Below are 23,747 nucleotides of genomic sequence, written 5' to 3' on the forward strand. Positions count from 1 at the left end.
CTGCGGGCCGACCGCCGACACAACTCCGGCCCACCGCTGCGGCGTTGAAGCGGTGGGCCGGGACGAACAGAGGGACGGAGACGGTCAGCCGTTGCGGCGGAGCGCCTCGGAGAGACGGGCGGCGGCGTCGATGACCGCCTGGGCGTGCATACGGCCCGGGTGGCGCGTCAGGCGCTCGATCGGACCCGAGACCGACACGGCGGCCACCACGCGGTTCGAGGGGCCCCGTACGGGCGCGGAGACGGACGCGACGCCCGGCTCCCGCTCACCGATCGACTGGGCCCAGCCGCGGCGCCGTACGCCCGACAGGGCCGTCGCGGTGAAGCGGGCGCCCTGGAGGCCGCGGTGCAGCCGCTCGGGCTCCTCCCAGGCCATCAGGATCTGCGCGGAGGAGCCGGCCTTCATGGTCAGCGTCGAGCCGACCGGGACGGTGTCCCGCAGGCCCGAGAGCCGCTCGGCCGCCGCCACGCAGATGCGCATGTCGCCCTGCCGGCGGTAGAGCTGGGCGCTCTCGCCGGTGACGTCGCGCAGATGCGTGAGGACCGGGCCTGCGGTCGCGAGCAGGCGGTCCTCGCCGGCCGCGGCCGCGAGCTCCGAGAGGCGCGGTCCGAGGATGAACCGGCCCTGCATGTCACGCGCCACCATCCGGTGGTGTTCCAGTGCCACGGCGAGACGATGAGCCGTGGGTCGTGCGAGTCCCGTCGCCGCGACCAGTCCTGCGAGGGTGGCCGGACCGGACTCCAGGGCGCTCAGGACAAGGGCTGCCTTGTCGAGAACGCCTACGCCGCTAGAGTTGTCCATGCAACGATATTCGCGTCTCACTCTGTGAAACGCAAGTTCAATTTTCCGAGGAACCCGTCACTCTGGTGAGGCGGCCGCACAACGGCCCGCGAAACGGGTCTCTAGTTGTGCCGGCGTAGACGTCGGCCGGAGGGAAAGCGATGGGTAGGACACTCGCGGAGAAGGTCTGGGACGACCATGTCGTCCGGCGCGCCGAGGGCGAGCCCGACCTCCTCTTCATCGATCTGCACCTGCTGCACGAGGTGACCAGCCCGCAGGCCTTCGACGGCCTCCGCCAGAACGGCCGGCAGGTGCGGCGGCTGGACCTCACCATCGCGACCGAGGACCACAACACCCCGACCCTCGACATCGACAAGCCGATCGCCGACCCGGTCTCCCGCGCGCAGCTGGAGACCCTGCGGAAGAACTGTGCCGAGTTCGGCGTCCGGCTGCACCCGCTGGGTGACGTCGAGCAGGGCGTCGTCCACGTCGTGGGACCGCAGCTGGGCCTGACCCAGCCCGGCACCACCGTGGTCTGCGGCGACTCGCACACCTCCACGCACGGCGCCTTCGGCGCGCTGGCGTTCGGCATCGGCACCAGCCAGGTCGAGCACGTGCTCGCCACCCAGACGCTGCCGCTGGCCCGCCCCAAGACCATGGCCATCACGGTCGACGGCGAGCTGCCCGAGGACGTCACCGCGAAGGACCTGATCCTGGCGATCATCGCCAAGATCGGCACCGGCGGCGGCCAGGGCTACATCCTGGAGTACCGCGGCTCCGCCATCGAGAAGCTCTCGATGGAGGCCCGGATGACCATCTGCAACATGTCGATCGAGGCCGGCGCCCGCGCGGGCATGATCGCCCCCGACGAGACCACCTTCGCCTACCTGAAGGGCCGTGCCCACGCCCCCGAGGGCGAGGACTGGGACGCCGCCGTCGCGTACTGGAAGACCCTCAAGTCCGACGAGGACGCCGTCTTCGACGCCGAGGTCGTCATCGACGGTCCCTCGCTGGCGCCGTTCGTCACCTGGGGCACCAACCCCGGCCAGGGCGCGCCGCTTTCGGCGAACGTCCCCGACCCGGCTTCGTACGAAGACGCCTCGGAGCGCCTGGCCGCCGAAAAGGCCCTGGAGTACATGGGGTTGACCGCCGGACAGCCGCTGCGCGACATCAAGGTCGACACCGTCTTCGTAGGCTCCTGCACCAACGGCCGCATCGAGGACCTGCGCAACGCCGCGGACCTGCTCAAGGGCCGCCAGGTCGCCGACGGCGTCCGCATGCTGGTCGTCCCGGGCTCGGTCCGGGTCGCCCTGCAGGCCGTCGAGGAGGGCCTGGACAAGGTCTTCAAGGAGGCCGGCGCCGAATGGCGGCACGCGGGCTGCTCGATGTGCCTGGGCATGAACCCCGACCAACTGGCCCCCGGCGAGCGCTCCGCGTCCACCTCGAACCGCAACTTCGAGGGCCGGCAGGGCAAGGGCGGCCGCACCCACCTGGTCTCCCCCCAGGTCGCCGCCGCCACCGCCGTCCTGGGCCACCTGGCCTCCCCGGCCGATCTGTCCGACGTCGCCACCACCGCGGGGGTCTGAGGAACCATGGAAGCTTTCACCACGCACACCGGCCGGGCCGTCCCGCTGCGCCGCAGCAACGTCGACACCGACCAGATCATCCCGGCGCACTGGCTGAAGAAGGTCACCCGCGACGGCTTCGAGGACGGCCTCTTCGAGGCCTGGCGCAAGGACTCCGAGTTCGTCCTCAACCGCCCCGAGCGGCAGGGCGCCTCGGTCCTGGTCGCCGGCCCCGACTTCGGCACCGGCTCCTCCCGTGAGCACGCCGTCTGGGCGCTCCAGAACTACGGCTTCCAGGCGGTCATCTCCGCCCGCTTCGCCGACATCTTCCGCGGCAACTCGCTGAAGAACGGCCTGCTGACGGTCGTCCTGCCGCAGGAGACGGTGGACGCGCTCTGGGAGCTGACCGAGGCCGACCCGACCGCCGAGATCACCGTCGACCTGGAGGCCCGCAAGGTCCTCGCCGCCGGGATCGACGCGGACTTCGAGCTCGACGAGAACGCCCGCTGGCGTCTGCTGAACGGCCTCGACGACATCAGCCTCACCCTTCAGAACGAAGCGGACATCGCGGCTTACGAGGCGGCCAGGCCGTCCTTCAAGCCCCGTACAATTACGGTCTGAGCAGCGCTTTTCCAAGACTGCGCCCCCCACCTCTCGGTGGGGGGCGCAGTCGCTTGTTGGGACCCTGTCGGGCGACAACTCGCCCTAGATGGCACAATCGGTGCATGGAACGCGACAGCCAACTCGAGCTCTACGAGGCAGTCGCCGCCCGATTGAAAGAAGCGCACACAAGGGTGCGCTCACTGCAAGTCCCGGAGGGCGTAAGGATGGCGCTGTCCCGGAAGCTGCTGGTCGTGACGGCCGCGGCGAAGCACGATCTCAAGGACGCGGCCACGCGTCTGGACCGGTTGATGAAGGACCTCGACGAGGGCCGATTCCCAGAGGACGACTGACACCAGGAACTCCGCAGCGGGTCTTCCGCGTTGCGGCACTAGGGTGATTAGACCGTTTCGTGTTTGATTTGCGGTATATACATGCCTAACGTGCGAAAAAGCTTGAACACTTTCGTTCTGGCAATGTCTCCGAAGGGGAAGACGTGAACAAGGCGCAGCTCGTAGAAGCGATTGCCGACAAGATGGGCGGTCGCCAGCAGGCCGCCGAAGCCGTCGACCACGTGCTCGACGCCATCGTGCGTGCCGTGGTCGCGGGTGACCGGGTCTCCGTGACGGGCTTCGGCTCGTTCGAGAAGGTCGACCGTCCGGCCCGCTACGCCCGCAACCCCCAGACGGGTGAGCGCGTGCGGGTCAAGAAGACCTCCGTCCCGCGCTTCCGTGCAGGTCAGGGCTTCAAGGACCTGGTCAGCGGCTCGAAGAAGCTCCCCAAGGGCGGCGAGGTCTCCGTCAAGAAGGCCCCCAAGGGCAGCCTGACCGGTGGCGCCTCCGCGACGGTGAAGAAGGCCGCCGCGAAGAAGGCCACCACCGCCAAGAAGGCCGCCGCGAAGAAGGCGACCCCGGTCAAGAAGGCCACGACGGCGGCCGCCAAGAAGGCGACGCCGGCGAAGAAGGCCACCACCACGGCGGCCGCCAAGAAGGCGACCCCGGCGAAGAAGGCCACCACGGCCGCCGCCAAGAAGGCGACCCCGGCCAAGAAGGCCACCACGGCCGCTGCCAAGAAGGTCACCAAGGCCGCGGCGAAGAAGACCGCGCCGGCGGCCAAGAAGGCCACGGCGACGAAGGCGCCCGCCAAGAAGACGACGGCGCGCAAGACGACCGCCAAGAAGGCCGCCGCCAAGAAGTAACGACGAGCGGTACACATCCGCCGGGCCGGGCTTCCCTCAGGGAGCCCGGCCCGCGGCGCGTCGAAGCGCCCCAAGCGCGCCGGAAGCCGCCGGTCAGAAGGTCTGCAGCGTCACCAGCGTGATCCGCGACCCGGCCCCCGAAGTGCCCGGCTCCGTCTCGATCCGCACCCGCTGGCCGGGCCGGAGCAGCAGCAGGCCGCCCGCCTCGAAGGCCTCCGCCCCGAACTCCACGGGGGTGCCGTCGTCGAGCAGCACACTGCCGCTGCGGGTCTCGGGGTCGTACGTGAACGCGGTCGCCTGCATGGACCGCAGCCTATCCGGCCACCGGCAGCCACCGGGCGGCCGTCCGCGGACCGAGCCCCAGCGCCCCGGCTTCCGCGAGATCCTCCCCGGTGTCCACGTCCCGGCGTACGGAATCCACCCCGGCCAGCCGGATTTCCACCGCTCCCGAAGACAAATGCCGCAGCCTCGACGCGCCACCGAAAGCCGGTTCCAATTCCACCCCGGGACCCGCCGAGAGGAATGTCGTACCTATTTCGGCGGCATCCGCGAGAAATGCCCGCGGAAAATTCCGGGCCGCGTCCAGGACCCGGGCCAGCTCCGCGGGCCGCAGCGCCGGCAGATCCGCGTTGAGCGCCGCCACGCGCGCGTGCGGCCGCCCGGCCCGTACCGCGCGGACCCCGTGCGCGAGCGCCGCGTTGAGCCCCGCCGCCGGGAGGTCCGGCACGATCCGCGCCCCCAGGGCCGCGAGCGCCGCACCGGCCGCGGGATCGTCCGTGACGACCACCACATCCCGTACGCGCGCGCAGTTCAGCACCGCGCCCACGGTGTCCTCGGCGAACGCCAGCGCGAGCCGGGGGCGTAACCGGGCTCCCGCCGCCGCTGCCAGTCTGCTCTTCGCCAGGGCAAGGGGCTTCAGAGGTACGACCAGCGACCAGTCGTCGTCCGTATCCGTGTTCATCGGGGCCCATTCTGTCCCGCCCACGCGGTCCGCCGGGGGCCCCGGGGCGTACGGTGTCACTCGACAGACCAGGAGCACGGGGCGACACTTGACCCCCTGCCAGCCAGTCCCGGAGAAAGGTGTCCGAGTGCCCCGCCGCAGAATCGGCTTCTGGTACCGCCTCGCGGCGGTCATCGCCAAACCCCCCCTGGTGGTTCTGTTCAAGAGGGACTGGCGCGGCACGGAGCACATCCCGGCCGACGGCGGATTCATCACCGCCGTCAACCACAACTCGTACCTGGACCCGCTGTCGTACGCGCATTACCAGTACAACACCGGGCGCGTGCCGCGCTTCCTCGCCAAGGCGGGCCTGTTCAAGGGCGGCTTCGTCGCCACCATGCTCCGCAACACCGGCCAGATCCCCGTCTACCGCGAGACCACCAACGCGCTGGACGCCTTCCGCGCCGCCGTCGACGCCATCGAGCGGGGCGAGTGCGTCGCCTTCTACCCGGAGGGCACCCTCACCCGCGACCCCGACATGTGGCCCATGGCCGGCAAGACCGGCGCCGCCCGCGTCGCGCTGCTCACCAAGGCCCCCGTCATCCCGGTGGCCCAGTGGGGCGCCAACCTCGCGATGCCGCCGTACGCCAAGGAGAACAAGCTCCGCCTGTTCCCCCGCAAGACGCTGATCGTGCAGGCCGGTCCGCCCGTCGACCTCTCCCGCTTCGACGGCCTCGAACCGACGCCCGAGGTGCTCCGCGAGGCCACCGAGGTCATCATGGCCGCCATCACCGCCCTCCTGGAGGAGGTCCGCGGCGAGCAGGCGCCCGCCGAGCCGTACGACCACCGCAGGGCCCGCCTTGAACAGCGGCGCAAGGCCGCCGGGGAGGGCACCAAGTGACCAAGGCAGCCGTCTTCGGCAACGGATCCTGGGGCACCGCCTTCGCCATGGTGCTCGCCGACGCGGGCTGCGAGGTGAGCCTCTGGGGCCGCCGCGCCGAACTCGCCAAGGAGATCAACGCCACCCGGACCAATCCGGACTACCTGCCGGGCGTCGAACTCCCCGCGTCCATCACCGCCACCGCCGACCCGGCCGAGGCCGCCGGCGACGCCGACTTCACCGTCCTCGTCGTCCCCTCCCAGACCCTGCGCGGCAACCTCGCGGCCTGGAAGCCGATGCTCGCCCCGGACACCGTCCTCGTCTCCCTCATGAAGGGCGTCGAACTCGGCACCGCGAAGCGGATGAGCGAGGTCATCACCGAGGTCGCGGACGTGCCCGCCGAGCGCGTGGCCGTCCTCACCGGCCCCAACCTGGCCAAGGAGATCGCCGCCAGGCAGCCCGCCGCCGCCGTCGCCGCCTGCGTCGACGAGACGGTCGCCCAGCGGCTCCAGGCCGCCTGCATGACCCCGTACTTCCGCCCGTACACCAACACCGACGTGGTGGGCTGCGAACTCGGCGGCGCCGTCAAGAACGTCATCGGCCTCGCCGTCGGCATCGCCAACGGCATGGGCCTCGGTGACAACTCCAAGGCCACGCTCATCACCCGCGGCCTCGCCGAGACCACCCGCCTCGGCCTCGCCATGGGCGCCGACCCGCTGACCTTCTCCGGTCTCGCCGGCCTCGGCGACCTCGTCGCCACCTGCTCCTCGCCGCTCTCCCGGAACAACACCTTCGGCACCAACCTCGGCCGCGGGATGACCCTCCAGGAGACCATCGCGGCCACCAAGCAGACCGCCGAGGGCGTCAAGTCCTGCGAGTCGGTGCTCGACCTCGGCCGCCGCCACGGCGTCGACATGCCGATCACCGAGACCGTCGTCTCCATCGTCCACGACGGCAAGCCGCCGATCGTCGCCCTCAAGGAACTGATGTCGCGCTCGGCCAAGCCCGAACGCCGCTGAGCCGGCCCGGTTGACCCGTACGCGCAAGGCGGCAGCGGGGCGCTCAGGAGTTCGGGCACCGCAAGGTACGCTCATCGCGATATGAGCGAGAACACCCAGAGCCCCCGCAAGCCGCGCGTGGCCGTCGTCTTCGGCGGACGCAGCTCCGAGCACGCCATCTCCGTCGTCACGGCGGGCGCCGTCCTGAGCGCCATCGACCGGGACAAGTACGACGTGCTGCCCATCGGCATCACGACGGACGGGCGCTGGGCGCTCACCGCCGACGCCCCCGAGCGCATGGCCATCGCCGACCGGACCCTGCCGAACGTCGCCGACCTGGCCGAGTCCGAGGAGGGCGGCGTCGTCCTCTCCGTCGACCCCGCCAACCGCGAGGTCGTCCTCAGCGAGCCCGGCGCCGTGCCGAAGGCCCTCGGCGAGGTCGACGTGGTCTTCCCCATGCTCCACGGCCCGTACGGCGAGGACGGCACCCTCCAGGGCCTCCTGGAGCTCTCCGGCGTCCCCTACGTCGGCGCGGGCGTCCTCGCCTCCGCCGTCGGCCAGGACAAGGAGTACATGAAGCGGGTCTTCGTCTCCTTCGGCCTTCCGGTCGGCCCCTACGAGGTCATCCGGCCGCGCGAGTGGGAGCAGAACCCGGCAGCCGCCCGCAAGAAGATCGTCGAGTTCGCCGCCGAGCACGGCTGGCCGCTCTTCGTGAAGCCGGCCCGCGGCGGCTCCTCGATGGGCATCACCAAGGTCGACGACCTCTCGGGCCTGGACGAGGCCGTCGAGGAGGCCCGCCGCCACGACCCCAAGATCCTCGTCGAGTCGCTGCTGCGCGGCCGCGAGATCGAGTGCGGCGTCCTGGAGTTCGAGGACGGCCCGCGCGCCAGCGTGCCCGCCGAGATCCCGCCGGTCACCGACCACGACTTCTACGACTTCGAGGCCAAGTACATCGACTCGGCCTCCGGCATCGTGCCCGCCCCGATCGGGGACGAGGCCACCGCCGAGGTCCAGCGCCTGGCCGTCGCCGCCTACGAGGCGGTGTCCTGCGAGGGCCTGGTCCGCGCCGACTTCTTCCTCACCGAGGACGGCGAGTTCGTCATCAACGAGATCAACACCATGCCGGGCTTCACCCCGATCTCCATGTACCCGCGCATGTGGCAGGAGAGCGGCGTGAGCTACCCCGAGCTCGTCGACCGGCTCATCCAGGCCGCGCTGACCCGCTCCACCGGCCTGCGCTAGAACCGGCGGAGCACGCGGACCGGAGTGCGGCTCAGCCGCACTCCGGGTCCAGGGCGCAGGGGATCGTCCTGGCCACGGGGGCGGCCAGATCCGTGAGCGGGCCGACATCGTGCGCGTACCGCTCGTCGAGGCTGACCTCGACATAGGTCCTGCGGTACACCGAGGTGAAACGGGGGCCGCCGCCCTCGGTGACCTCCAGCATCCAGCGGACGCCGTTCGCCGAGACGGCCTGTGACTTCGGGTCGCTCATCTTTTCGGGCCGGGGGACCCCGCAGCGCAGTACGATCGCTCCGTCACCCCACCCGGCGGTCAGCTCGGAACCGGGCTCCGGATCACTCCGCGCCAGCCCCGCCACGGTGTCGGGAAGCTCCTTCGCCAAGGCCTGGCAGAGGGCGGCCTCCGCCACCGGGGGGCTGGGAACCTCGACGGACGCCGCGGCGCCCGTCGAGGAGCAGCCGGCGACGGCCAGCAGCAGTACGGCGGCCGACGCGGCGGCGGGCAGGCCGAAGGGCCGGTGGGCAGACATCACCGGCCAAGGGTAGACGGGGGCTACAGATGAACGACCGGGCAGGTGAGGGTGCGCGTGATGCCGTCCACTTGCTGGACCTTGGCGACCACCATGCGGCCGAGCTCGTCGACCGTGTCCGCCTGCGCGCGCACGATGACGTCGTACGGACCGGTCACGTCTTCCGCCTGGAGCACCCCCGGGATCTTGGAGATGGTGTCGGCGACGGTCGACGCCTTGCCCACCTCGGTCTGGATGAGGATGTACGCCTGAACCACGGAACCTCCAGGGCGACCACGAGGATCTTGTGGGAGAAAGGGACGCCACGGTACCGCGTCGCCGCGGGCCGCGGGGAGACCCGCGCGTCCCGGGGCACCCGGGGCGTGGCGCACGCAGGACAGAAGTTGACGGTCTACTTGACGGTACCCAGCACGGTGACGGCCCGCGACCCGCGGCGCGCACGGACGCGCCCCCGCCCGCCGGCCGGCACGAAGACACGAGGTGAGACGCGGTGAAGGGCACAGTCGGAGAACTGGGCGAGTTCGGGCTCATCAGGGAGCTCACGTCCCGGCTCACCTCCACCCCGGCGGTGCGGATCGGGCCCGGCGACGACGCCGCGGTCGTCTCCGCCCCCGACCGGCGCGTGGTGGCCAGCACGGACATCCTCCTCGAAGGACGTCACTTCCGCCGCGACTGGTCGACGGCGTACGACGTCGGCCGCAAGGCCGCCGCGCAGAACCTCGCCGACATCGCCGCCATGGGCGCGGTCCCCACCGCGCTCCTCCTCGGCCTCGTCGTACCCGCCGAACTCCCCGTCACCTGGGCCACCGAACTCATGGACGGACTGCGCGACGAATGTCAGGTCGCGGGCGCCGCGGTGGTCGGCGGCGACGTCGTGCGCGGCGACACGATCATGGTCTCCATCACCGCGCTCGGCGATCTGCGCAACCACGACCCGGTCACCCGGGGCGGCGCCCAGCCCGGCGACGTCGTCGCCTACACCGGCTGGCTCGGCTGGTCCGCCGCCGGATACGCGGTCCTCTCCCGCGGCTTCCGGTCCCCGCGCGCCTTCGTCGAGGCCCACCGCAGGCCCGAACCGCCGTACCACGCGGGCCCCGCGGCCGCCGGACTCGGCGCCACCGCCATGTGCGACGTCAGCGACGGCCTCATCGCCGACCTCGGTCACATCGCCGAGGCCAGCAAGGTCCGCATCGACCTGCGCTCCGGCCTCATCGACATCCCCACGCAGATGAACGACATCGGCCAGGCCGTCGGCGTCGACCCCATGCAGTGGGTGCTCACCGGGGGAGAGGACCACGCCATCGTGGCCACCTTCCCGCCCGACGTGAAGCTCCCGGCCCGCTGGAAGGTCATCGGCGAGGTCCTCAACCCCTCGGCGCTGCCCCAGGTCACCGTCGACGGGGCGCCCTGGCACAGCGCGGGCGGCTGGGACCACTTCGGGGAGACCGAGTGACCCCTCCGCTGGTGCTGACCGTCGCCGGATCCGATTCCGGCGGCGGCGCCGGCATCCAGGCGGACCTGAAGACGATGCTCGCCCTCGGCGTCCACGGCATGAGCGTGCTCACCGCCGTCACCGCGCAGAACTCGCGGGGCGTCCAGGGCGCGTGGGAGCTGCCGGAGGAGGCCGTACGGGCCCAGTACCGGGCGGTCGTCGACGACATCGGCGTCCAGGCCGTGAAGACCGGGATGCTCTCCTCCGCCGCGCTCGTCGAGACCGTCGCCGAGCTCCTCGCCGGCACGGACGCGCCGGTGGTCGTCGACCCCGTCGGCGTCTCCAAGCACGGCGACCCGCTGCTCGCCGCCTCGGCCCTCGACTCCGTCCGGACGAAGCTGCTCCCGACGGCGACCGTCGCCACGCCCAACCTCGACGAAGTGGCGCAGCTCACGGAGGTCCACGTCGTCCACGAGTCCGACATGCGGATCGCGGCCGAGGCGATCCTGTCGTACGGACCGGAATGGGCCCTCATCAAGGGCGGGCACCTGCCCACGGGGCCGGGCGAGGCCGTCGACCTGCTCACCGACGGCACCGAGGAGTACTGGCTCCGCGCCCCCCGGCACGACAACCGCCACACCCACGGCACCGGCTGCACGCTCGCCTCGGCCATCGCGTCCGGGCTCGCGAAGGGGCTGAGCGTGCCGGAGGCCGTACGGCAGGCGAAGGGGTACGTGACCGGGGCCATCGCCGCGGGCTTCTCGCTCGGCACCGGCATCGGCCCGGTGGACCACGGCTGGCGCTTCAGGACCTGAACGCGCGAGGGCCCGTACGCGTAGTCGCGTACGGGCCCCGAGTGACCGCCCCAGGAAAGGCAAAAGGTCGGTTCACCTAGGTGAACCGACCTTTCAAGGCAACCGCAGGGGCTGCGCTACGACAGAACTCGCGCCGCAATTAGCGCGAGACCTTGCCGGCCTTGATGCACGAGGTGCAGACGTTGAGCCGCTTCGGCGTCCGACCGACCACGGCACGCACGCGCTGGATGTTCGGGTTCCAGCGACGGGACGTACGGCGGTGCGAGTGCGAAATGTTGTTGCCGAAGCCCGGCCCCTTGCCGCAGACGTCGCAGTTGGCAGCCACGGGTCACTCCAAAGACTTCAGAATTACAGTGAAATCCGGCGCACCGGAATCAGGAGTCTGAAGTGGCTTGCCGGGGAACGGCCCGGCGTGGACCGGGCAACCGAAGCAGCATACAACGCCTGCCTCGGTGGAACGAAACTACCATGGTCTCCGCCGACCTCGCCCCGGGCCCAGGTCACGGGCCGGACACCCCGGGTCTACCCTGCGGTGAGCTCACCGCAGAAGGAGGACCCCCGTTGTCGCGAGCCCTTCCCCCTTTCGAGGAGCTCGTCGAGCTCGACGCGGAAGCGCTCAGGACCTGGTGCGCACGGGCCCTGGACGCCCTCGGCCGGGAGCGCGAGGACATCGACGCGATCAACGTCTACCCGGTCGCCGACGGGGACACCGGCACCAACCTCTACCTGACGGCGGAAGCCGCCCATCAGGCCGTCGAAGCGGTCTTCGCCGCCTCCGCGCCCGACACCGCCGAGACCGTACGGGCCATGGCCCACGGCGCCCTGCTCGGCGCCCGCGGCAACTCCGGGACCATCCTCTCCCAGCTGCTCCGCGGCATGGCCGGCGTCCTCGCCGAGGGATGTGACGGTGATCACCTCGCCCGCGCCCTCGCCGAGGCCGCCACCTCGGCCCGCCAGGCCGTCGCCCACCCCGTCGAGGGCACCATCCTCACCGTCGCGGCCGCCGCCGCAGGGGCCTGCGCCACCGGCGGCCCGCTCGTGGAGGTGGCCAGGAACGCCTACGAGGGCGCCAGGACCGCGCTGACCGCCACCCCCGGGCAACTGGCCGTGCTCGAACGCGCCGGAGTCGTGGACGCCGGCGGACGGGGCCTCGTGACCGTCCTCGGCGCCCTCCTGGAGACCGTCACCGGCCAGACCCCGCCCGACCCCGCCACCGCCCCCCGCCGCCCCGCCGCGCCCCACCCCGGCGAGGAGTGCGAGACCGGCGACGGCGGACCCGCCTACGAGGTGATCTACCTCCTGGAGGCCGACGACAGCGCCGTGGAGCTGCTCCGCGGGCGACTCGACGCCCTGGGGGAGTCCCTGGTCGTCGTCGGCGGCGACGGGCTCTGGAACGTCCACGTGCACGTCGACGACGCGGGCGCCGCCGTCGAGGCCGGCGTCGAGGCCGGCCGGCCGCACCGGATCCGCATCACCCACTTCGCCGCCGACAGCGCCGCGGCCACCGGACGCGGCGAACGCGCCCAGCGGGCCGTCGTCGCCGTCGTCCCCGGCGAGGGCCTCGCCGGACTCTGCGCCGAGGCCGGCGCGACCACCGTCCAGACCCGGCCCGGCGAACAGCCCGCCGGAGACGAACTCGTCGACGCCATCAGGCGGGCCCACGCGCGCGAGGTGGTCCTGCTGCCCAACGACACCGAGCTGCGGCAGACCGCCGCGGCCGCCGCCGAACGCGCCAGGGCCGAAGGCATCCGCGTCGCCCTCATCCCCACCCGGGCCGCCGTCCAGGGCATCGCCGCCCTCGCCGTCCACGAACCCGACCGGCGCTTCGACGAGGACGTCGTCGCCATGACCGCCGCCGCCGGAGCCACCCGCTACGCCGAACTCGCCGTCGCCGAACGCCAGTCCTTCACCTCGGCCGGCGTCTGCCAGGCCGGCGATGTCCTCGGCCTCATCGAGGGCGACGTCGCCGTCATCGGCACCGACCTCACCGAGACCGCCCGCACCGTCCTCGACCGGATGCTCTCGGCAGGCGGCGAACTCGTCACCCTCGTCGTCGCCGACGACACCCCGCCGGACCTCGCCCCCGACCTGGAACGGCACGTCCGCCGCGGCTACCTGGCCGTCGACACCACCACGTACCACGCGGGCGCGGGGGCACCGCCGCTGCTCATCGGGGTGGAATAGGGCCCGTTCCGGGCGGTTGTCCACAGCCTTCGCCGCGAGTGTCGGTCCCTTGGTGTGGAATGGAACGCGTGCCCGCGCTCGACGAACCACTCAAGAAGGCCCTCGGTCCCGCCACCGCCAAGGTGATGGCCGAGGCGCTCGACCTGCACACCATCGGCGACCTGCTCCACCACTACCCCCGCCGGTACGCCGAGCGCGGGGAGCTGACCACCCTCGCCGACCTGCCGCTCGACGAGCACGTCACGGTGGTCGCCCAGGTCGCGGACGCCCGTGTGCTCACCTTCAACGGCTCCAAGGGGCGCGGCCAGCGCCTCGAAGTGACCATCACCGACGGCAGCGGCCGGCTGCAACTGGTCTTCTTCGGCAAGGGCGTCCACAAGCCGCACAAGGACCTGCTGCCCGGCACCCGCGCGATGTTCGCCGGCAAGGTGTCGCTCTTCAACCGGCGCCTCCAGCTCGCCCACCCCGCGTACGAACTCCTCCGCGCCGACGGCGAGGAGGCCGCCGACAGCATCGGCAGCTGGGCCGGGGCCCTCCTGCCGATCTACCCGGCCACCACCAAACTGGAGTCCTGGAAGATCGCCAAGGCCGTCGACGCCGTCCTGCCCAGCGCAGGCGACGCCGTCGACCCCCTCCCGCCCGCCCTGCGCGAGGGCCGCGGCCTCACCGACCTGCCCGACGCCCTGCGGAAGATCCACCGCCCCCGCACCAAGGCCGACATCGCCGACGCCCGCGAACGCCTCAAGTGGGACGAGGCCTTCGTCCTCCAGGTCGCCCTCGCCCGCCGCCGCCACGCCGACACCCAGCTCCCCGCCGTCCCCCGCCGCCCCACCCCCGACGGCATCCTCGCCGCCTTCGACGCCAAGCTCCCCTTCACCCTCACCGAAGGCCAGCGGAAGGTCTCCCGGGAGATCTTCGACGACCTCGCCACCGACCACCCCATGCACCGCCTCCTCCAGGGCGAGGTCGGCAGCGGCAAGACGATGGTGGCCCTGCGCGCCATGCTCGCCGTCGTCGACGCCGGGGGGCAGGCCGCGATGCTCGCGCCCACCGAGGTCCTCGCCCAGCAGCACCACCGCTCGGTCACCGAGATGATGGGCGAGCTCGCCGAGGGAGGGATGCTGGGCGGCGCCGAGCGGGCCACCAAGGTGGTGCTGCTCACCGGCTCCATGGGGACGGCCGCCCGCCGGCAGGCCCTGCTCGACCTGGTCACCGGCGAGGCCGGGCTCGTCATCGGGACGCACGCGCTGATCGAGGACAAGGTCCAGTTCCACGACCTGGGCCTGGTCGTCGTCGACGAGCAGCACCGGTTCGGCGTCGAACAGCGCGACGCCCTGCGGGGGAAGGGCAAGCAGCCGCCGCACCTCCTGGTGATGACCGCCACGCCCATCCCGCGCACGGTCGCCATGACCGTCTTCGGCGACCTGGAGACCTCCGTCCTCGACCAGCTGCCCGCCGGCCGCTCGCCGATCGCCAGCCATGTCGTCCCCGCCGCCGACAAACCGCACTTCCTCGCCCGCGCCTGGGAACGGGTCCGCGAGGAGGTCGGGAACGGGCACCAGGCGTACGTGGTCTGCCCGCGCATCGGCGACGAGGAGGACCAGAAGAAGAAGTCCAAGGCCTCCGCCGAGGACGAGGCCGAGAAGCGCCCGCCGCTCGCCGTCCTCGAGGTCGCCGAACAGCTCGGCAAGGGCCCGCTCGCCGGGCTGCGGATCGCCGTCCTGCACGGCCGGATGCACCCCGACGACAAGGACGACGTCATGCGCCGCTTCGCCGCCGGCGATCTCGACGTCCTCGTCGCCACCACCGTCATCGAGGTCGGCGTCAACGTGCCGAACGCCACCGCCATGGTGATCATGGACGCCGACCGCTTCGGCGTCTCCCAGCTCCACCAGCTCCGCGGCCGCGTCGGCCGCGGCTCCGCCGCCGGGCTCTGCCTGCTCGTCAGCGAGATGCCCGAGGCCAGCCCCGCCCGACAGCGGCTCAACGCGGTCGCCGCCACCCTCGACGGCTTCGAGCTCTCCCGCATCGACCTCGAACAGCGGCGCGAGGGAGACGTCCTCGGACAGGCCCAGTCCGGCGTCCGCTCCTCGCTGCGGATGCTCACCGTCATCGACGACGAGGAGGTCATCACCGCCGCCCGCGAGGAGGCCACCGGCCTCGTCCTCGCCGACCCCGACCTCACCGCCCACCCGGGGCTGCGCACCGCGCTCGACGCCCTGCTCAGCGAGGAACGGGAGGAGTACCTGGAGAAGGGCTGAGCGAGAGCGGCCGCCCTATCCTGGTAGCTGTTGCGCACGCAACAGGTACAGGACAACGACGCAGGACGAGGACACCGATGACCCGCGTGATCGCCGGCACGGCCGGCGGGCGCCGCCTGGCCGTGCCGCCAGGCAACGGCACCCGCCCCACCTCCGACCGGGCACGGGAAGGCCTCTTCTCCACCTGGGAGGCGTTCCACGGCCTCGACGGAGCCCGGGTCGCCGACCTGTACGCGGGCTCAGGCGCCGTCGGCCTCGAAGCGCTCTCCCGCGGCGCCGCCCACGCCCTCCTCGTCGAGGCCGAGCCCCGCGCCGCGAAGACGGTCCGCGAGAACATCGCCTCGCTCGGCCTGCCCGGCGCCGAACTCCGTACCGGCAAGGCCGAACAGATCGTGACGGGACCCGCCCCCGCCGAGCCGTACGACCTGGTCTTCCTCGACCCGCCGTACGCCGTCGAGGACGCCGATCTCCGCGAGATTCTCCTCACACTGCGCTCTGGGGGCTGGCTGAGCGAGGATGCCCTCGTCACCGTGGAGCGCAGCACCAGAGGCGGTGAATTCGGCTGGCCGGCCGGCTTCGCACCCCTGCGGTCCCGTCGCTACGGCGAGGGAACGTTTTGGTACGGTCGCGCCGCCTCTACGTGCGAAGACGCACGATGACCGGACCGGAGAGCGAGGGACCCACGTTGCGCCGCGCCGTCTGTCCGGGGTCATTCGACCCCATCACCAACGGACATCTCGACATCATCGCCCGCGCCTCCAAGCTGTACGACGTCGTGCACGTCGCGGTGATGATCAACCAGTCGAAGAAGGGCCTCTTCACGGTCGACGAGCGGATCGAGCTGATCCGCGAGGTCACCGCCGACTTCGGCAACGTCGAGGTGGAGTCCTTCCACGGCCTCCTCGTCGACTTCTGCAAGCAGCGCGACATCCCCGCCATCGTCAAGGGCCTGCGCGCCGTCAGCGACTTCGACTACGAGCTGCAGATGGCCCAGATGAACAACGGCCTCACGGGCGTGGAGACGCTGTTCGTCCCCACCAACCCGACGTACAGCTTCCTCTCCTCCTCGCTGGTCAAGGAGGTCGCGGCCTGGGGCGGCGACGTCTCCCACCTGGTCCCGCCGACCGTCCTCCCCCGGCTGACCGAGCGGCTCGCGCAGCGGTAGGCGCCGAAGTGACACGCGGCCACCACCGCTGACGCTCCGTCACCTGGTGTCGGACGGGAGCCGACTGCCCTTAAAGTCGTCCCGTCCGTCTCCATCCAGCTGTAGAGAGTGGCGAGCACCGGTGGACGTGCAGAAGAAGCTCGACCAGATCGTCGCGACCGTGCAGGGCGCCCGCTCCATGCCCATGTCGGCATCCTGCGTGGTCAACCGGGCCGAGCTGCTCGCCCTGCTCGAAGAGGTGCGGGACGCCCTGCCGGGCTCCCTCGCCCAGGCGCAGGAGCTGATCGGCGGCCGCGAGCAGGTGGTCGAGCAGGCCCGCCAGGAGGCCGACCGGATCATCGAGGCCGCTCACGCCGAGCGCGGCTCGATCGTCTCCGACACCCAGGTCGCCCGGCAGTCGCAGGAGGAGGCCGACCGGATCCTCGCCGAGGCCCGCCGGGAGGCCGAGGAGGTCCGCGCCGAGGCCGACGACTACGTCGACTCCAAGCTCGCCAACTTCGAGGTCGTCCTCAACAAGACCATCGGCTCCGTCGACCGCGGCCGCGAGAAGCTCCTCGGCCGCGGCCCGGGCCTCGACCAGGACGGCTACCCGGACGAGGACGCCCCCGAGTACAGCGCCGACCCGCAGACCCTGATCCAGCGGGCCGACGAGTACGTGGACGCCAAGCTCGGCGCGTTCGAGGCGGTGCTCAGCAAGACCCTGGAGGCGGTCGGCCGGGGCCGGCAGAAGCTGCACGGCCGGATCGCCACCGACGACCTCGGCGAGCACATGGCCGCCCAGGACGGTCTCGGCGGCGCGGTGCACACCAGCGACGCCGACTACCTGGCGGGCCTCGCCGAGCTCGCCGACCCGCAGCCGCAGATCCCCGCGCAGCTCCCCCCGCAGACCCCCGCCCCGGTCGCCGCCCAGCAGGACCCCTACGCCTACCAGCAGCAGCCGCAGCAGGACCCCGGGTACGGCTATCAGCAGCAGGACCCCTACGCGTACCAGCAGCAGCCCGACCCCTACGCGTACCAGGGTCAGTACGGCTACGAGCAGCAGGCGTACGTCCCCCAGGCCCAGCCGCAGCAGGCCGCCGCGCTCGACGAGACCAGCTTCTTCGACACGAGCATGATCGACCTGGAGCAGCTGCGCCGGTACGAACAGGGGCACTAGCCCCGGATTGGGCCCTGAGCGAAGCGTCCAGTATCCTGGCTCTTCGGTCGCGCGTATTCCGCGATCTCTGCTGCCCACGTCCGGCAGCCCCCCTCACGATTCGTACGATCCGAAAGCAGGAAGAGCCCTGAGCACGCGCCTCGACCACCGCAACCCCCTCGTGTTCGACACGCACGAGCTGGGGCGGCGTCCTGGTGCCCTCCAGCGGATCTCGCGTTCGGTCGAGGCGCCCGGTGGTTCCGCCGCCTTCGGCGTCGAAGGGGTCATCGGAGTGCCCGAGGGCTCTCCGGTGGAAATCGATCTCCGTCTTGAGTCGGTCATGGAAGGGGTGCTTGTCACAGGCACCGCCCGTGCATCGGCCGAGGGGGAGTGCGTAAGGTGTCTGGAGCCCGTCGAGCTCGAGCTCGACGTGGACTTCCAGGAGATGTTCTCGTACCCCGACTCCGACGACCGGGGCCGCTCCAAGGCGGCCGCGGACGACGAAGCCGAGGACGACGAGGACATGATCCCCCTCGAGGACGGCATGTTCGACCTCGAACCCTTGCTGCGTGATGCGGTGGTGCTCGCACTGCCGATGCAGCCGGTGTGCCGGGAGGACTGTGCGGGTCTGTGTTCCGAATGCGGAGCCAACCTGAACGAGAACCCGGACCACCACCATGACGCCGTCGACATCCGTTGGGCGGCATTGCAGGGACTCGCCGGTTCGCTGGGAACCGATGAGAAGGACAACATGAGCGGCAAAGCCTCTGACGGGGACGTCCGAAGCGCCGCCGAGAAGCAGGAGAAGTAGCCGTGGCTGTTCCGAAGCGGAAGATGTCGCGCAGCAACACGCGCCACCGCCGGTCGCAGTGGAAGGCTGCGGTCCCCACCCTGGTTTCGTGTGAGCGTTGCCAGGAGCCGAAGCTGCAGCACATCGCGTGCCCGAGCTGCGGCACCTACAACAAGCGCCAGGTCCTCTCGGTCTGAGGCTGGTGAGAGGCACGATGTCTGAGAACATCAGCGCAGCCTCGTCCCACACGCTTCTGGAAGGGCGGCTCGGGTATCAGCTCGAGTCCGCCCTTCTGGTGCGTGCGCTGACGCACCGCTCGTACGCGTACGAGAACGGCGGTCTGCCCACCAACGAGCGGCTCGAGTTCCTCGGGGACTCGGTGCTCGGCCTGGTGGTCACCGACACGCTGTACCGCACCCATCCCGACCTGCCGGAAGGCCAGCTGGCCAAACTGCGGGCCGCGGTGGTCAACTCGCGTGCGCTTGCGGAGGTCGGTCGCGGCCTCGAACTCGGCTCCTTCATCCGGCTCGGCCGGGGCGAAGAGGGCACGGGCGGCCGGGACAAGGCGTCCATTCTCGCCGACACCCTCGAAGCGGTGATCGGCGCGGTCTATCTCGACCAGGGTCTCGAAGCGGCGTCCGAGCTGGTGCACCGGCTCTTCGACCCGCTGATCGAGAAGTCCTCGAACCTCGGTGCCGGCCTGGACTGGAAGACCAGTCTCCAGGAGCTCACCGCGGCCGAGGGCCTGGGTGTGCCGGAGTACCTCGTCTCCGAAGAGGGCCCGGACCACGAGAAGGTCTTCACTGCTGCCGCCCGCGTCGGTGGTGTCTCGTACGGCACCGGCACCGGCCGCAGCAAGAAGGAAGCGGAGCAGCAGGCCGCCGAGTCCGCGTGGCGTGAGATCCGCGCGGCGGCGGACGAGCGCCTGGCGGCGGCGAAGGCCGCGGCCGATGCCGGCACCGCCGGCGAGCAGGAGAAGGACGGGGTCACCCCGGCCACCGCCTGACCGCGGCCCCCGCACTCCTTCAGCGGAGTCCTCCCGCCCGCCTCCACCGGGGGCGGGCGGAGCCGTTTCCGGACCTTGCCGGGCCGGTAGGCTGGCGGCACCATCCCAGCACCCCCTCCGGAGGAGTCCCGTGCCCGAGCTGCCCGAGGTCGAGGTCGTACGGCGCGGTCTGGAGCGCTGGGTCGCCGGGCGGACCGTGGCCGGGGTCGAGGTGCTGCACCCCAGGGCCGTACGACGGCATCCGGCGGGCGGGGCGGATTTCGCGGCCCGGCTGACGGGGCAGCGGTTCGAGGTCGCGAAGCGGCGCGGCAAGTACCTCTGGGTGCCGCTGGCCGGCACCGGCACCTCCGTGCTCGGGCACCTCGGCATGAGCGGTCAGCTGCTCGTGCAGCCGGAGGACGCCCCGGACGAGAAGCACCTGCGCATCAGGGTCCGCTTCGACGACTCGGCCGGCACCGAGCTCCGCTTCGTCGACCAGCGCACCTTCGGCGGGCTCTCGCTCCACGACCAGACCCCCGACGGGCTGCCCGACGTCATCGGGCACATCGCCCGCGACCCGCTGGACCCCGAGTTCGACGACGCCGCCTTCCATGCGGCGCTGCGGCTGCGCCGTACGACCGTGAAGCGCGCGCTCCTCGACCAGTCGCTGATCAGCGGCGTCGGCAACATCTACGCGGACGAGGCGCTCTGGCGGTCCCGGCTGCACTACGACCGGCCCACCGCGACCCTCACCCGGCCGCGCTCGGCCGAGCTCCTCGGGCACGTCAGGGACGTGATGAACGCGGCGCTCGCCGTCGGCGGCACCAGCTTCGACAGCCTGTACGTGAACGTCAACGGCGAGTCCGGCTACTTCGACCGCTCCCTCGACGCCTACGGGCGCGAGGACGAGCCCTGTCACCGCTGCGGGACGCCGATGCGCCGCCGCGCCTGGATGAACCGCTCCAGCTACTTCTGCCCGCGCTGCCAGCGCCCGCCGCGCGCGACGGCCTGACGAGCGGCTGAGCAGCCGGGGGGTCAGGCGGTCGGGGTGGCCGCGCGCTGGGCGTCGTAGTCCTCGCGGGCGGCCTCGACCTGGGACATGCGCCCTTCGAGCAGGTGGATCAGGCCGATGAGGTGGTCGGCGATCTCGCGGCCGAGCGAGGTGAGGCGGTACTCGACCCGGGGCGGGTTTGTGGGCTGCGCCTCGCGGTGGACCAGACCGTCGCGCTCCAGGGCGTGCAGGGTCTGCGACAGCATCTTCTCGCTCACGCCGTCGACCTTGCGACGCAGCTCGTTGAAGCGGAACGTCCCCTCGTGGAGGGCGGTCAGCGTCAGGCTGCCCCAGCGGCCCGTCACGTGTTCCAGCGTGCCGCGCGAAGGGCAGGCGCGCGCGAACACGTCGTAGGCGAGGTCGTCAGTCATGCCCCCCACCGTACTCCCGCGCAGCGCTTACTGCCATGAGGGCGCTAACCGAACGCTTGCGCTTTCCAAAAGTTAGTGCTCTACTTCTGGTCGTTGCCCTGCTGACCCGTTCGACCGAGGAGCCCCTTGTGACCACCCCCGTCGTCTCCATCGCCTACCACTCCGGCTACGGCCACACCGCCGTCCTGGCCGAGGCCGTCCGCGCGGGTGCCGCCGACACGGGCGCCACCGTCCACGTGATCAACGTCGACGGAATCACCGACGCCCAGTGGGAGCTGCTCGACGCCTCCGACGCGATCGTCTTCGGTTCCCCGACCTACATGGGCACCGCCTCCGGCGCCTTCCACCAGTTCGCCGAGGCCTCCTCGAAGCGCTGGTTCTCCGACGCCTGGCTGGACAAGCTCGCCGCCGGCTTCACCAACTCCGGCTCCAAGAGCGGCGACAAGCTGCACACCCTGCAGTTCTTCCAGACCCTCGCCGGCCAGCACGGCATGACCTGGGTGAACCTGGGCCTCAAGCCCGGCTGGAACACCACCGACGCCTCGGAGAACGACCTCAACCGCCTCGGCTTCTTCTCCGGCGCCGCCGCCCAGACCCACAACGACCAGGGCCCCGAGGGCGTCCACAAGGCCGACATCGCCACCGCCGAGCACCTCGGCCGCCGCGTCGCCCTGACCGCCCGCACCTTCGCGGCCGGCAAGACCGCCGCCTGATCCGGCGAGCACCCGTAAACCCGAGAGGGCCCCGTCACCAGGAAGGTGACGGGGCCCTCTCGCGTATCCGCGGGGGTACGGCTCAGTAGCCGAAGTCCTGGGTCCACCAGGGGCCGCCGTCGGCGAAGTGGACGCCGACGCCGAGGGTGGTGAAGTCGCAGTTGAGGATGTTGGCGCGGTGGCCGTCGCTGTTCATCCAGGAGGTCATGACGGCGGCGGCGTCCACCTGGCCGCGGGCGATGTTCTCGCCGCCCATGCCGGAGACGCCGGCCTGCTGGGCTCGGGCCCAGGGGGTGTCGCCGTCGGGGTCGGTGTGGTCGAAGAAGCCCCGGTTGGCCATGTCGGCGCTGAACGCGCCGGCCAGCGCGGCGAGCCGGGCGTCCGAGCGGATCGGGGTGCAGCCGACCTTGGCGCGCTCGACGTTGACGAGCCGGACGACCTCGGCCTCGGCGGCGGCGCCGCGGTCGGCGGTGGAGGTGACCACGGCCTTCTCGGAGGCCGCCGTCCTGGCCGGCTCGGGCTTGGGCGCGGGCGCCTTCGTGGTGGGCGCGGCCGTCGTCCTGGGAGCCGTGGGCTTCACGGCGGCCTTCGTCGTCTTCGACGGCGTCGGCGTCGGCGTGGGCTTCGGGGTCGTCTTGGGGCTCGGCTTGGCGGACGGGGTCGCCGAAGGGGAGACCGAACCGCCGCCGGCCTTGCCGGAACCCGTGCCGCCGGAGGTGCCGGCCGGGGTCTGGGTGGCCCCGCCCTGCGTGGTCAGCTCGGCGGCCTGCCGGGCCTGCTGCTGGTGCTCGCTGCTGCCGGCGCTGCCGACCGTGAACGTGTCCCCGCCGGGCAGCAGGCCGGAGGCGACGGCGACGGCGCCGACCGCGACCGCCGCGGAGACGCCGAGCAGGCCGGTGCGGACGGGCCGCCCACGGAGGGCACCCCGGTGCCGGCGGTCCGCACCCGCCGCGTAGTCTTCTGCGGCGGGTGCGGCGCCGGAGCGACGGTGGCGTCCCATCTGCTCTGCCTTCCTGCTGATCCGGGTGGACCGTGCGGTCCGCGTGGTCCGTGCTGAGTCTTTGCTGATCTTTGCTGTCGGCACCTGTCCGGTGTGACAGTCGAACGGCGTGCGCCCGAACGGGTGAGCCGTGTTCGTCGGGACTGTACGCCATGAAACGCCGGGGGTGACGTGCTCATATGGCATTTCACCCGTTAGCGTGCAGCCATGAGTGACGACGTACGGATGACCGCCTGGGTACGCGGCCGGGTGCAGGGAGTGGGCTTTCGCTGGTTCACCAGGGCAAACGCACTGGAGATCGGCGGCCTGGTGGGCTTCGCCCTGAACCTCGACGACGGCCGCGTGCAGGTCGTGGCCGAGGGGCCGCGTGAGAATTGCCACCGTCTGCTCGACTGGCTCCGGTCCTCCGACACACCCGGGCGCGTGGACGGTGTCACTGAGATCTGGGACACCCCTCGCGGCGGCTACGACAGCTTCGCCATCCGCTGACCGTGACCCGTGGAACACCCGTCCGGTGACCCTGCGGGGCGCCGGGCGGACGCGCGGTCACCGAGGCGGTGAGGGGGAAACCGCCTGGTGGTTGCCAATGTGCGTCCGTCGTGCAAGGCTGCCGGTTAAGGATGATCGCGACGCCCTGAGGCACCGAGTTGCGAGGACCCGCCGCGTGCTGAGCGGTGGTGGACCCCTCGGTCGCCCCTTCAAACGGGGCGTGATCGTGTTGACCGTCAAACTTTTTGGTGAGACTCTGGAAGCCCCGCGCACCTTAGCTGTTTGGCAGTGGAACCGGCACGACAAGCAGTACTGCCGAGCACCGCGGGTGCGAATCCCTCACGACCCACACCGCTACGGTCGGTCACTCATTGTGGAGGACCATCCATCATGGCAAAGGCGCTTCTCGGTTACGTCGGCGGCTCCGACCCGCGACTCCTCGCCGAGATGCGACGGCTTCAGCAGCGCGTCCAGGACCTCGAATCCGAGCTGGTACGGATTCAGTCCGAGAACGACTCGCTCGCCGCTGCCGCCGCTCAGCACCAGGGAGAGTCGCTGCTGAACAGCATCGACCTCGACGTACCCCAGGCGGAGCCTGCGCTCACCTGACAACCCAGCCCCGTGGGG

The 23,747-nt window shown here is 71.4% G+C and carries 29 protein-coding genes; 21 read left to right on the plus strand and 8 right to left on the minus strand.

Going from position 1 to position 23,747, the window contains the following annotated elements; genetic code table 11:
* Nucleotides 1-84 precede the first annotated feature (84 nt).
* Nucleotides 85-801 (minus strand): IclR family transcriptional regulator NdgR, encoded by a 717-nt coding sequence (ndgR, locus tag ACZ7G1_RS12015; RefSeq protein WP_017235973.1) that lies wholly within the window; start codon nucleotides 799-801, stop codon nucleotides 85-87.
* Between the two features lie 140 nt (nucleotides 802-941).
* Between ndgR and leuC the strand changes: the two genes are divergently transcribed.
* The 4 genes from leuC (at nucleotide 942) to ACZ7G1_RS12035 (ending at nucleotide 4,143) form a co-directional block, all read left to right on the plus strand.
* Complete coding sequence (leuC, locus tag ACZ7G1_RS12020; protein WP_376436289.1) at nucleotides 942-2,366, plus strand: 3-isopropylmalate dehydratase large subunit; 1,425 nt, start codon at nucleotides 942-944, stop codon at nucleotides 2,364-2,366.
* Nucleotides 2,367-2,372: 6 nt separating this feature from the next.
* Nucleotides 2,373-2,966 carry a 3-isopropylmalate dehydratase small subunit gene (leuD, locus tag ACZ7G1_RS12025; protein WP_376436292.1) on the plus strand — a complete coding sequence of 198 codons (594 nt, stop codon included), beginning with the start codon at nucleotides 2,373-2,375 and terminating at the stop codon, nucleotides 2,964-2,966.
* Between the two features lie 104 nt (nucleotides 2,967-3,070).
* Nucleotides 3,071-3,298: an SCO5555 family protein gene (locus ACZ7G1_RS12030; RefSeq protein WP_015036430.1), complete on the plus strand. Its 228-nt coding sequence runs from the start codon at nucleotides 3,071-3,073 to the stop codon at nucleotides 3,296-3,298.
* A 143-nt stretch (nucleotides 3,299-3,441) separates the two neighbouring features.
* Nucleotides 3,442-4,143: an HU family DNA-binding protein gene (locus ACZ7G1_RS12035; protein ID WP_470872057.1), complete on the plus strand. Its 702-nt coding sequence runs from the start codon at nucleotides 3,442-3,444 to the stop codon at nucleotides 4,141-4,143.
* A 93-nt stretch (nucleotides 4,144-4,236) separates the two neighbouring features.
* Here the strand turns inward: ACZ7G1_RS12035 and ACZ7G1_RS12040 are convergent, their stop codons facing one another.
* Together ACZ7G1_RS12040 and cofC are read right to left on the minus strand one after the other, a co-directional pair.
* A complete protein-coding gene (locus tag ACZ7G1_RS12040; RefSeq protein ID WP_367824174.1) occupies nucleotides 4,237-4,446 on the minus strand; it encodes a hypothetical protein in 210 nt (69 codons plus the stop codon).
* Nucleotides 4,447-4,456: 10 nt separating this feature from the next.
* Nucleotides 4,457-5,104 carry a 2-phospho-L-lactate guanylyltransferase gene (gene cofC / locus ACZ7G1_RS12045; RefSeq protein WP_470872055.1) on the minus strand — a complete coding sequence of 216 codons (648 nt, stop codon included), beginning with the start codon at nucleotides 5,102-5,104 and terminating at the stop codon, nucleotides 4,457-4,459.
* A gap of 127 nt (nucleotides 5,105-5,231) precedes the next feature.
* Between cofC and ACZ7G1_RS12050 the strand changes: the two genes are divergently transcribed.
* The 3 genes from ACZ7G1_RS12050 to ACZ7G1_RS12060 all read left to right on the plus strand — a co-directional run bounded on the left by ACZ7G1_RS12050 (nucleotide 5,232) and on the right by ACZ7G1_RS12060 (nucleotide 8,203).
* Nucleotides 5,232-5,984, plus strand: a complete 753-nt coding sequence (locus ACZ7G1_RS12050; RefSeq protein WP_470872054.1) for a lysophospholipid acyltransferase family protein — start codon at nucleotides 5,232-5,234, stop codon at nucleotides 5,982-5,984.
* Nucleotides 5,981-6,982, plus strand: a complete 1,002-nt coding sequence (locus ACZ7G1_RS12055) for an NAD(P)H-dependent glycerol-3-phosphate dehydrogenase (protein WP_470872053.1) — start codon at nucleotides 5,981-5,983, stop codon at nucleotides 6,980-6,982. Before ACZ7G1_RS12050 ends, ACZ7G1_RS12055 begins: the two co-directional genes overlap by 4 nt.
* Nucleotides 6,983-7,063: 81 nt before the next feature.
* Nucleotides 7,064-8,203 (plus strand): D-alanine--D-alanine ligase family protein, encoded by a 1,140-nt coding sequence (locus ACZ7G1_RS12060; protein WP_470872052.1) that lies wholly within the window; start codon nucleotides 7,064-7,066, stop codon nucleotides 8,201-8,203.
* 31 nt (nucleotides 8,204-8,234) lie between these two features.
* Here ACZ7G1_RS12060 and ACZ7G1_RS12065 read toward each other — a convergent pair whose 3' ends face one another.
* Nucleotides 8,235-8,729: a DUF3515 domain-containing protein gene (locus tag ACZ7G1_RS12065; RefSeq protein WP_471204085.1), complete on the minus strand. Its 495-nt coding sequence runs from the start codon at nucleotides 8,727-8,729 to the stop codon at nucleotides 8,235-8,237.
* Nucleotides 8,730-8,752: 23 nt separating this feature from the next.
* Nucleotides 8,753-8,986 (minus strand): Lrp/AsnC family transcriptional regulator, encoded by a 234-nt coding sequence (locus ACZ7G1_RS12070; RefSeq protein WP_015036438.1) that lies wholly within the window; start codon nucleotides 8,984-8,986, stop codon nucleotides 8,753-8,755.
* A gap of 233 nt (nucleotides 8,987-9,219) precedes the next feature.
* On the opposite strand from ACZ7G1_RS12070, the gene ACZ7G1_RS12075 reads away from it, so the two are divergent.
* Both ACZ7G1_RS12075 and thiD read left to right on the plus strand, forming a co-directional pair.
* On the plus strand, nucleotides 9,220-10,182 hold the full coding sequence (locus ACZ7G1_RS12075) for a thiamine-phosphate kinase (protein WP_366308282.1): 963 nt from the start codon (nucleotides 9,220-9,222) through the stop codon (nucleotides 10,180-10,182).
* Nucleotides 10,179-10,976, plus strand: coding sequence for a bifunctional hydroxymethylpyrimidine kinase/phosphomethylpyrimidine kinase (gene thiD / locus ACZ7G1_RS12080; protein ID WP_470872049.1), 798 nt, complete (start codon nucleotides 10,179-10,181; stop codon nucleotides 10,974-10,976). The genes ACZ7G1_RS12075 and thiD overlap by 4 nt, the downstream gene beginning before the upstream one ends.
* 139 nt (nucleotides 10,977-11,115) lie before the next feature.
* Here thiD and rpmB read toward each other — a convergent pair whose 3' ends face one another.
* A complete protein-coding gene (gene rpmB / locus ACZ7G1_RS12085; protein ID WP_003957616.1) occupies nucleotides 11,116-11,301 on the minus strand; it encodes a 50S ribosomal protein L28 in 186 nt (61 codons plus the stop codon).
* Between the two features lie 236 nt (nucleotides 11,302-11,537).
* On the opposite strand from rpmB, the gene ACZ7G1_RS12090 reads away from it, so the two are divergent.
* From ACZ7G1_RS12090 to mutM, 9 genes are all read left to right on the plus strand, one after another.
* Nucleotides 11,538-13,160 carry a DAK2 domain-containing protein gene (locus ACZ7G1_RS12090; protein ID WP_470872048.1) on the plus strand — a complete coding sequence of 541 codons (1,623 nt, stop codon included), beginning with the start codon at nucleotides 11,538-11,540 and terminating at the stop codon, nucleotides 13,158-13,160.
* A 59-nt stretch (nucleotides 13,161-13,219) separates the two neighbouring features.
* Complete coding sequence (gene recG, locus ACZ7G1_RS12095) at nucleotides 13,220-15,421, plus strand: ATP-dependent DNA helicase RecG (RefSeq protein ID WP_470872047.1); 2,202 nt, start codon at nucleotides 13,220-13,222, stop codon at nucleotides 15,419-15,421.
* 77 nt (nucleotides 15,422-15,498) lie between these two features.
* Entirely contained in the window at nucleotides 15,499-16,080 is a 582-nt protein-coding gene (rsmD, locus tag ACZ7G1_RS12100; protein WP_470872045.1) for a 16S rRNA (guanine(966)-N(2))-methyltransferase RsmD, read from the plus strand.
* Between the two features lie 26 nt (nucleotides 16,081-16,106).
* A complete protein-coding gene (gene coaD / locus ACZ7G1_RS12105; RefSeq protein WP_362565739.1) occupies nucleotides 16,107-16,586 on the plus strand; it encodes a pantetheine-phosphate adenylyltransferase in 480 nt (159 codons plus the stop codon).
* Between the two features lie 121 nt (nucleotides 16,587-16,707).
* Nucleotides 16,708-17,742 carry an ATP synthase F0 subunit B gene (locus ACZ7G1_RS12110; RefSeq protein ID WP_470872044.1) on the plus strand — a complete coding sequence of 345 codons (1,035 nt, stop codon included), beginning with the start codon at nucleotides 16,708-16,710 and terminating at the stop codon, nucleotides 17,740-17,742.
* Nucleotides 17,743-17,869: 127 nt separating this feature from the next.
* Nucleotides 17,870-18,532, plus strand: a complete 663-nt coding sequence (locus ACZ7G1_RS12115; RefSeq protein WP_470872757.1) for a YceD family protein — start codon at nucleotides 17,870-17,872, stop codon at nucleotides 18,530-18,532.
* A gap of 2 nt (nucleotides 18,533-18,534) precedes the next feature.
* Nucleotides 18,535-18,708 carry a 50S ribosomal protein L32 gene (gene rpmF, locus ACZ7G1_RS12120; RefSeq protein ID WP_015036448.1) on the plus strand — a complete coding sequence of 58 codons (174 nt, stop codon included), beginning with the start codon at nucleotides 18,535-18,537 and terminating at the stop codon, nucleotides 18,706-18,708.
* A gap of 17 nt (nucleotides 18,709-18,725) precedes the next feature.
* Nucleotides 18,726-19,517, plus strand: a complete 792-nt coding sequence (gene rnc, locus ACZ7G1_RS12125; protein WP_470872043.1) for a ribonuclease III — start codon at nucleotides 18,726-18,728, stop codon at nucleotides 19,515-19,517.
* Nucleotides 19,518-19,647: 130 nt separating this feature from the next.
* A complete protein-coding gene (mutM, locus tag ACZ7G1_RS12130; protein WP_470872042.1) occupies nucleotides 19,648-20,508 on the plus strand; it encodes a bifunctional DNA-formamidopyrimidine glycosylase/DNA-(apurinic or apyrimidinic site) lyase in 861 nt (286 codons plus the stop codon).
* A gap of 23 nt (nucleotides 20,509-20,531) precedes the next feature.
* Here mutM and ACZ7G1_RS12135 read toward each other — a convergent pair whose 3' ends face one another.
* Complete coding sequence (locus tag ACZ7G1_RS12135) at nucleotides 20,532-20,918, minus strand: winged helix-turn-helix transcriptional regulator (protein WP_470872041.1); 387 nt, start codon at nucleotides 20,916-20,918, stop codon at nucleotides 20,532-20,534.
* 128 nt (nucleotides 20,919-21,046) lie between these two features.
* On the opposite strand from ACZ7G1_RS12135, the gene ACZ7G1_RS12140 reads away from it, so the two are divergent.
* The gene (locus ACZ7G1_RS12140) at nucleotides 21,047-21,631 is read left to right on the plus strand and encodes a flavodoxin family protein (RefSeq protein ID WP_470872039.1); all 585 of its coding nucleotides are present in this window, start codon (nucleotides 21,047-21,049) and stop codon (nucleotides 21,629-21,631) included.
* 82 nt (nucleotides 21,632-21,713) lie between these two features.
* Here ACZ7G1_RS12140 and ACZ7G1_RS12145 read toward each other — a convergent pair whose 3' ends face one another.
* Entirely contained in the window at nucleotides 21,714-22,631 is a 918-nt protein-coding gene (locus tag ACZ7G1_RS12145) for a CAP domain-containing protein (RefSeq protein ID WP_470872037.1), read from the minus strand.
* 207 nt (nucleotides 22,632-22,838) lie between these two features.
* Here ACZ7G1_RS12145 and ACZ7G1_RS12150 point away from each other — a divergent pair, with 207 nt between their 5' ends.
* Together ACZ7G1_RS12150 and ACZ7G1_RS12155 are read left to right on the plus strand one after the other, a co-directional pair.
* Complete coding sequence (locus ACZ7G1_RS12150) at nucleotides 22,839-23,120, plus strand: acylphosphatase (RefSeq protein WP_470872035.1); 282 nt, start codon at nucleotides 22,839-22,841, stop codon at nucleotides 23,118-23,120.
* A 390-nt stretch (nucleotides 23,121-23,510) separates the two neighbouring features.
* On the plus strand, nucleotides 23,511-23,729 hold the full coding sequence (locus ACZ7G1_RS12155; RefSeq protein ID WP_015036455.1) for a hypothetical protein: 219 nt from the start codon (nucleotides 23,511-23,513) through the stop codon (nucleotides 23,727-23,729).
* Nucleotides 23,730-23,747: the final 18 nt, after the last annotated feature.

Source organism: Streptomyces sp. NPDC037273 (assembly GCF_055603625.1).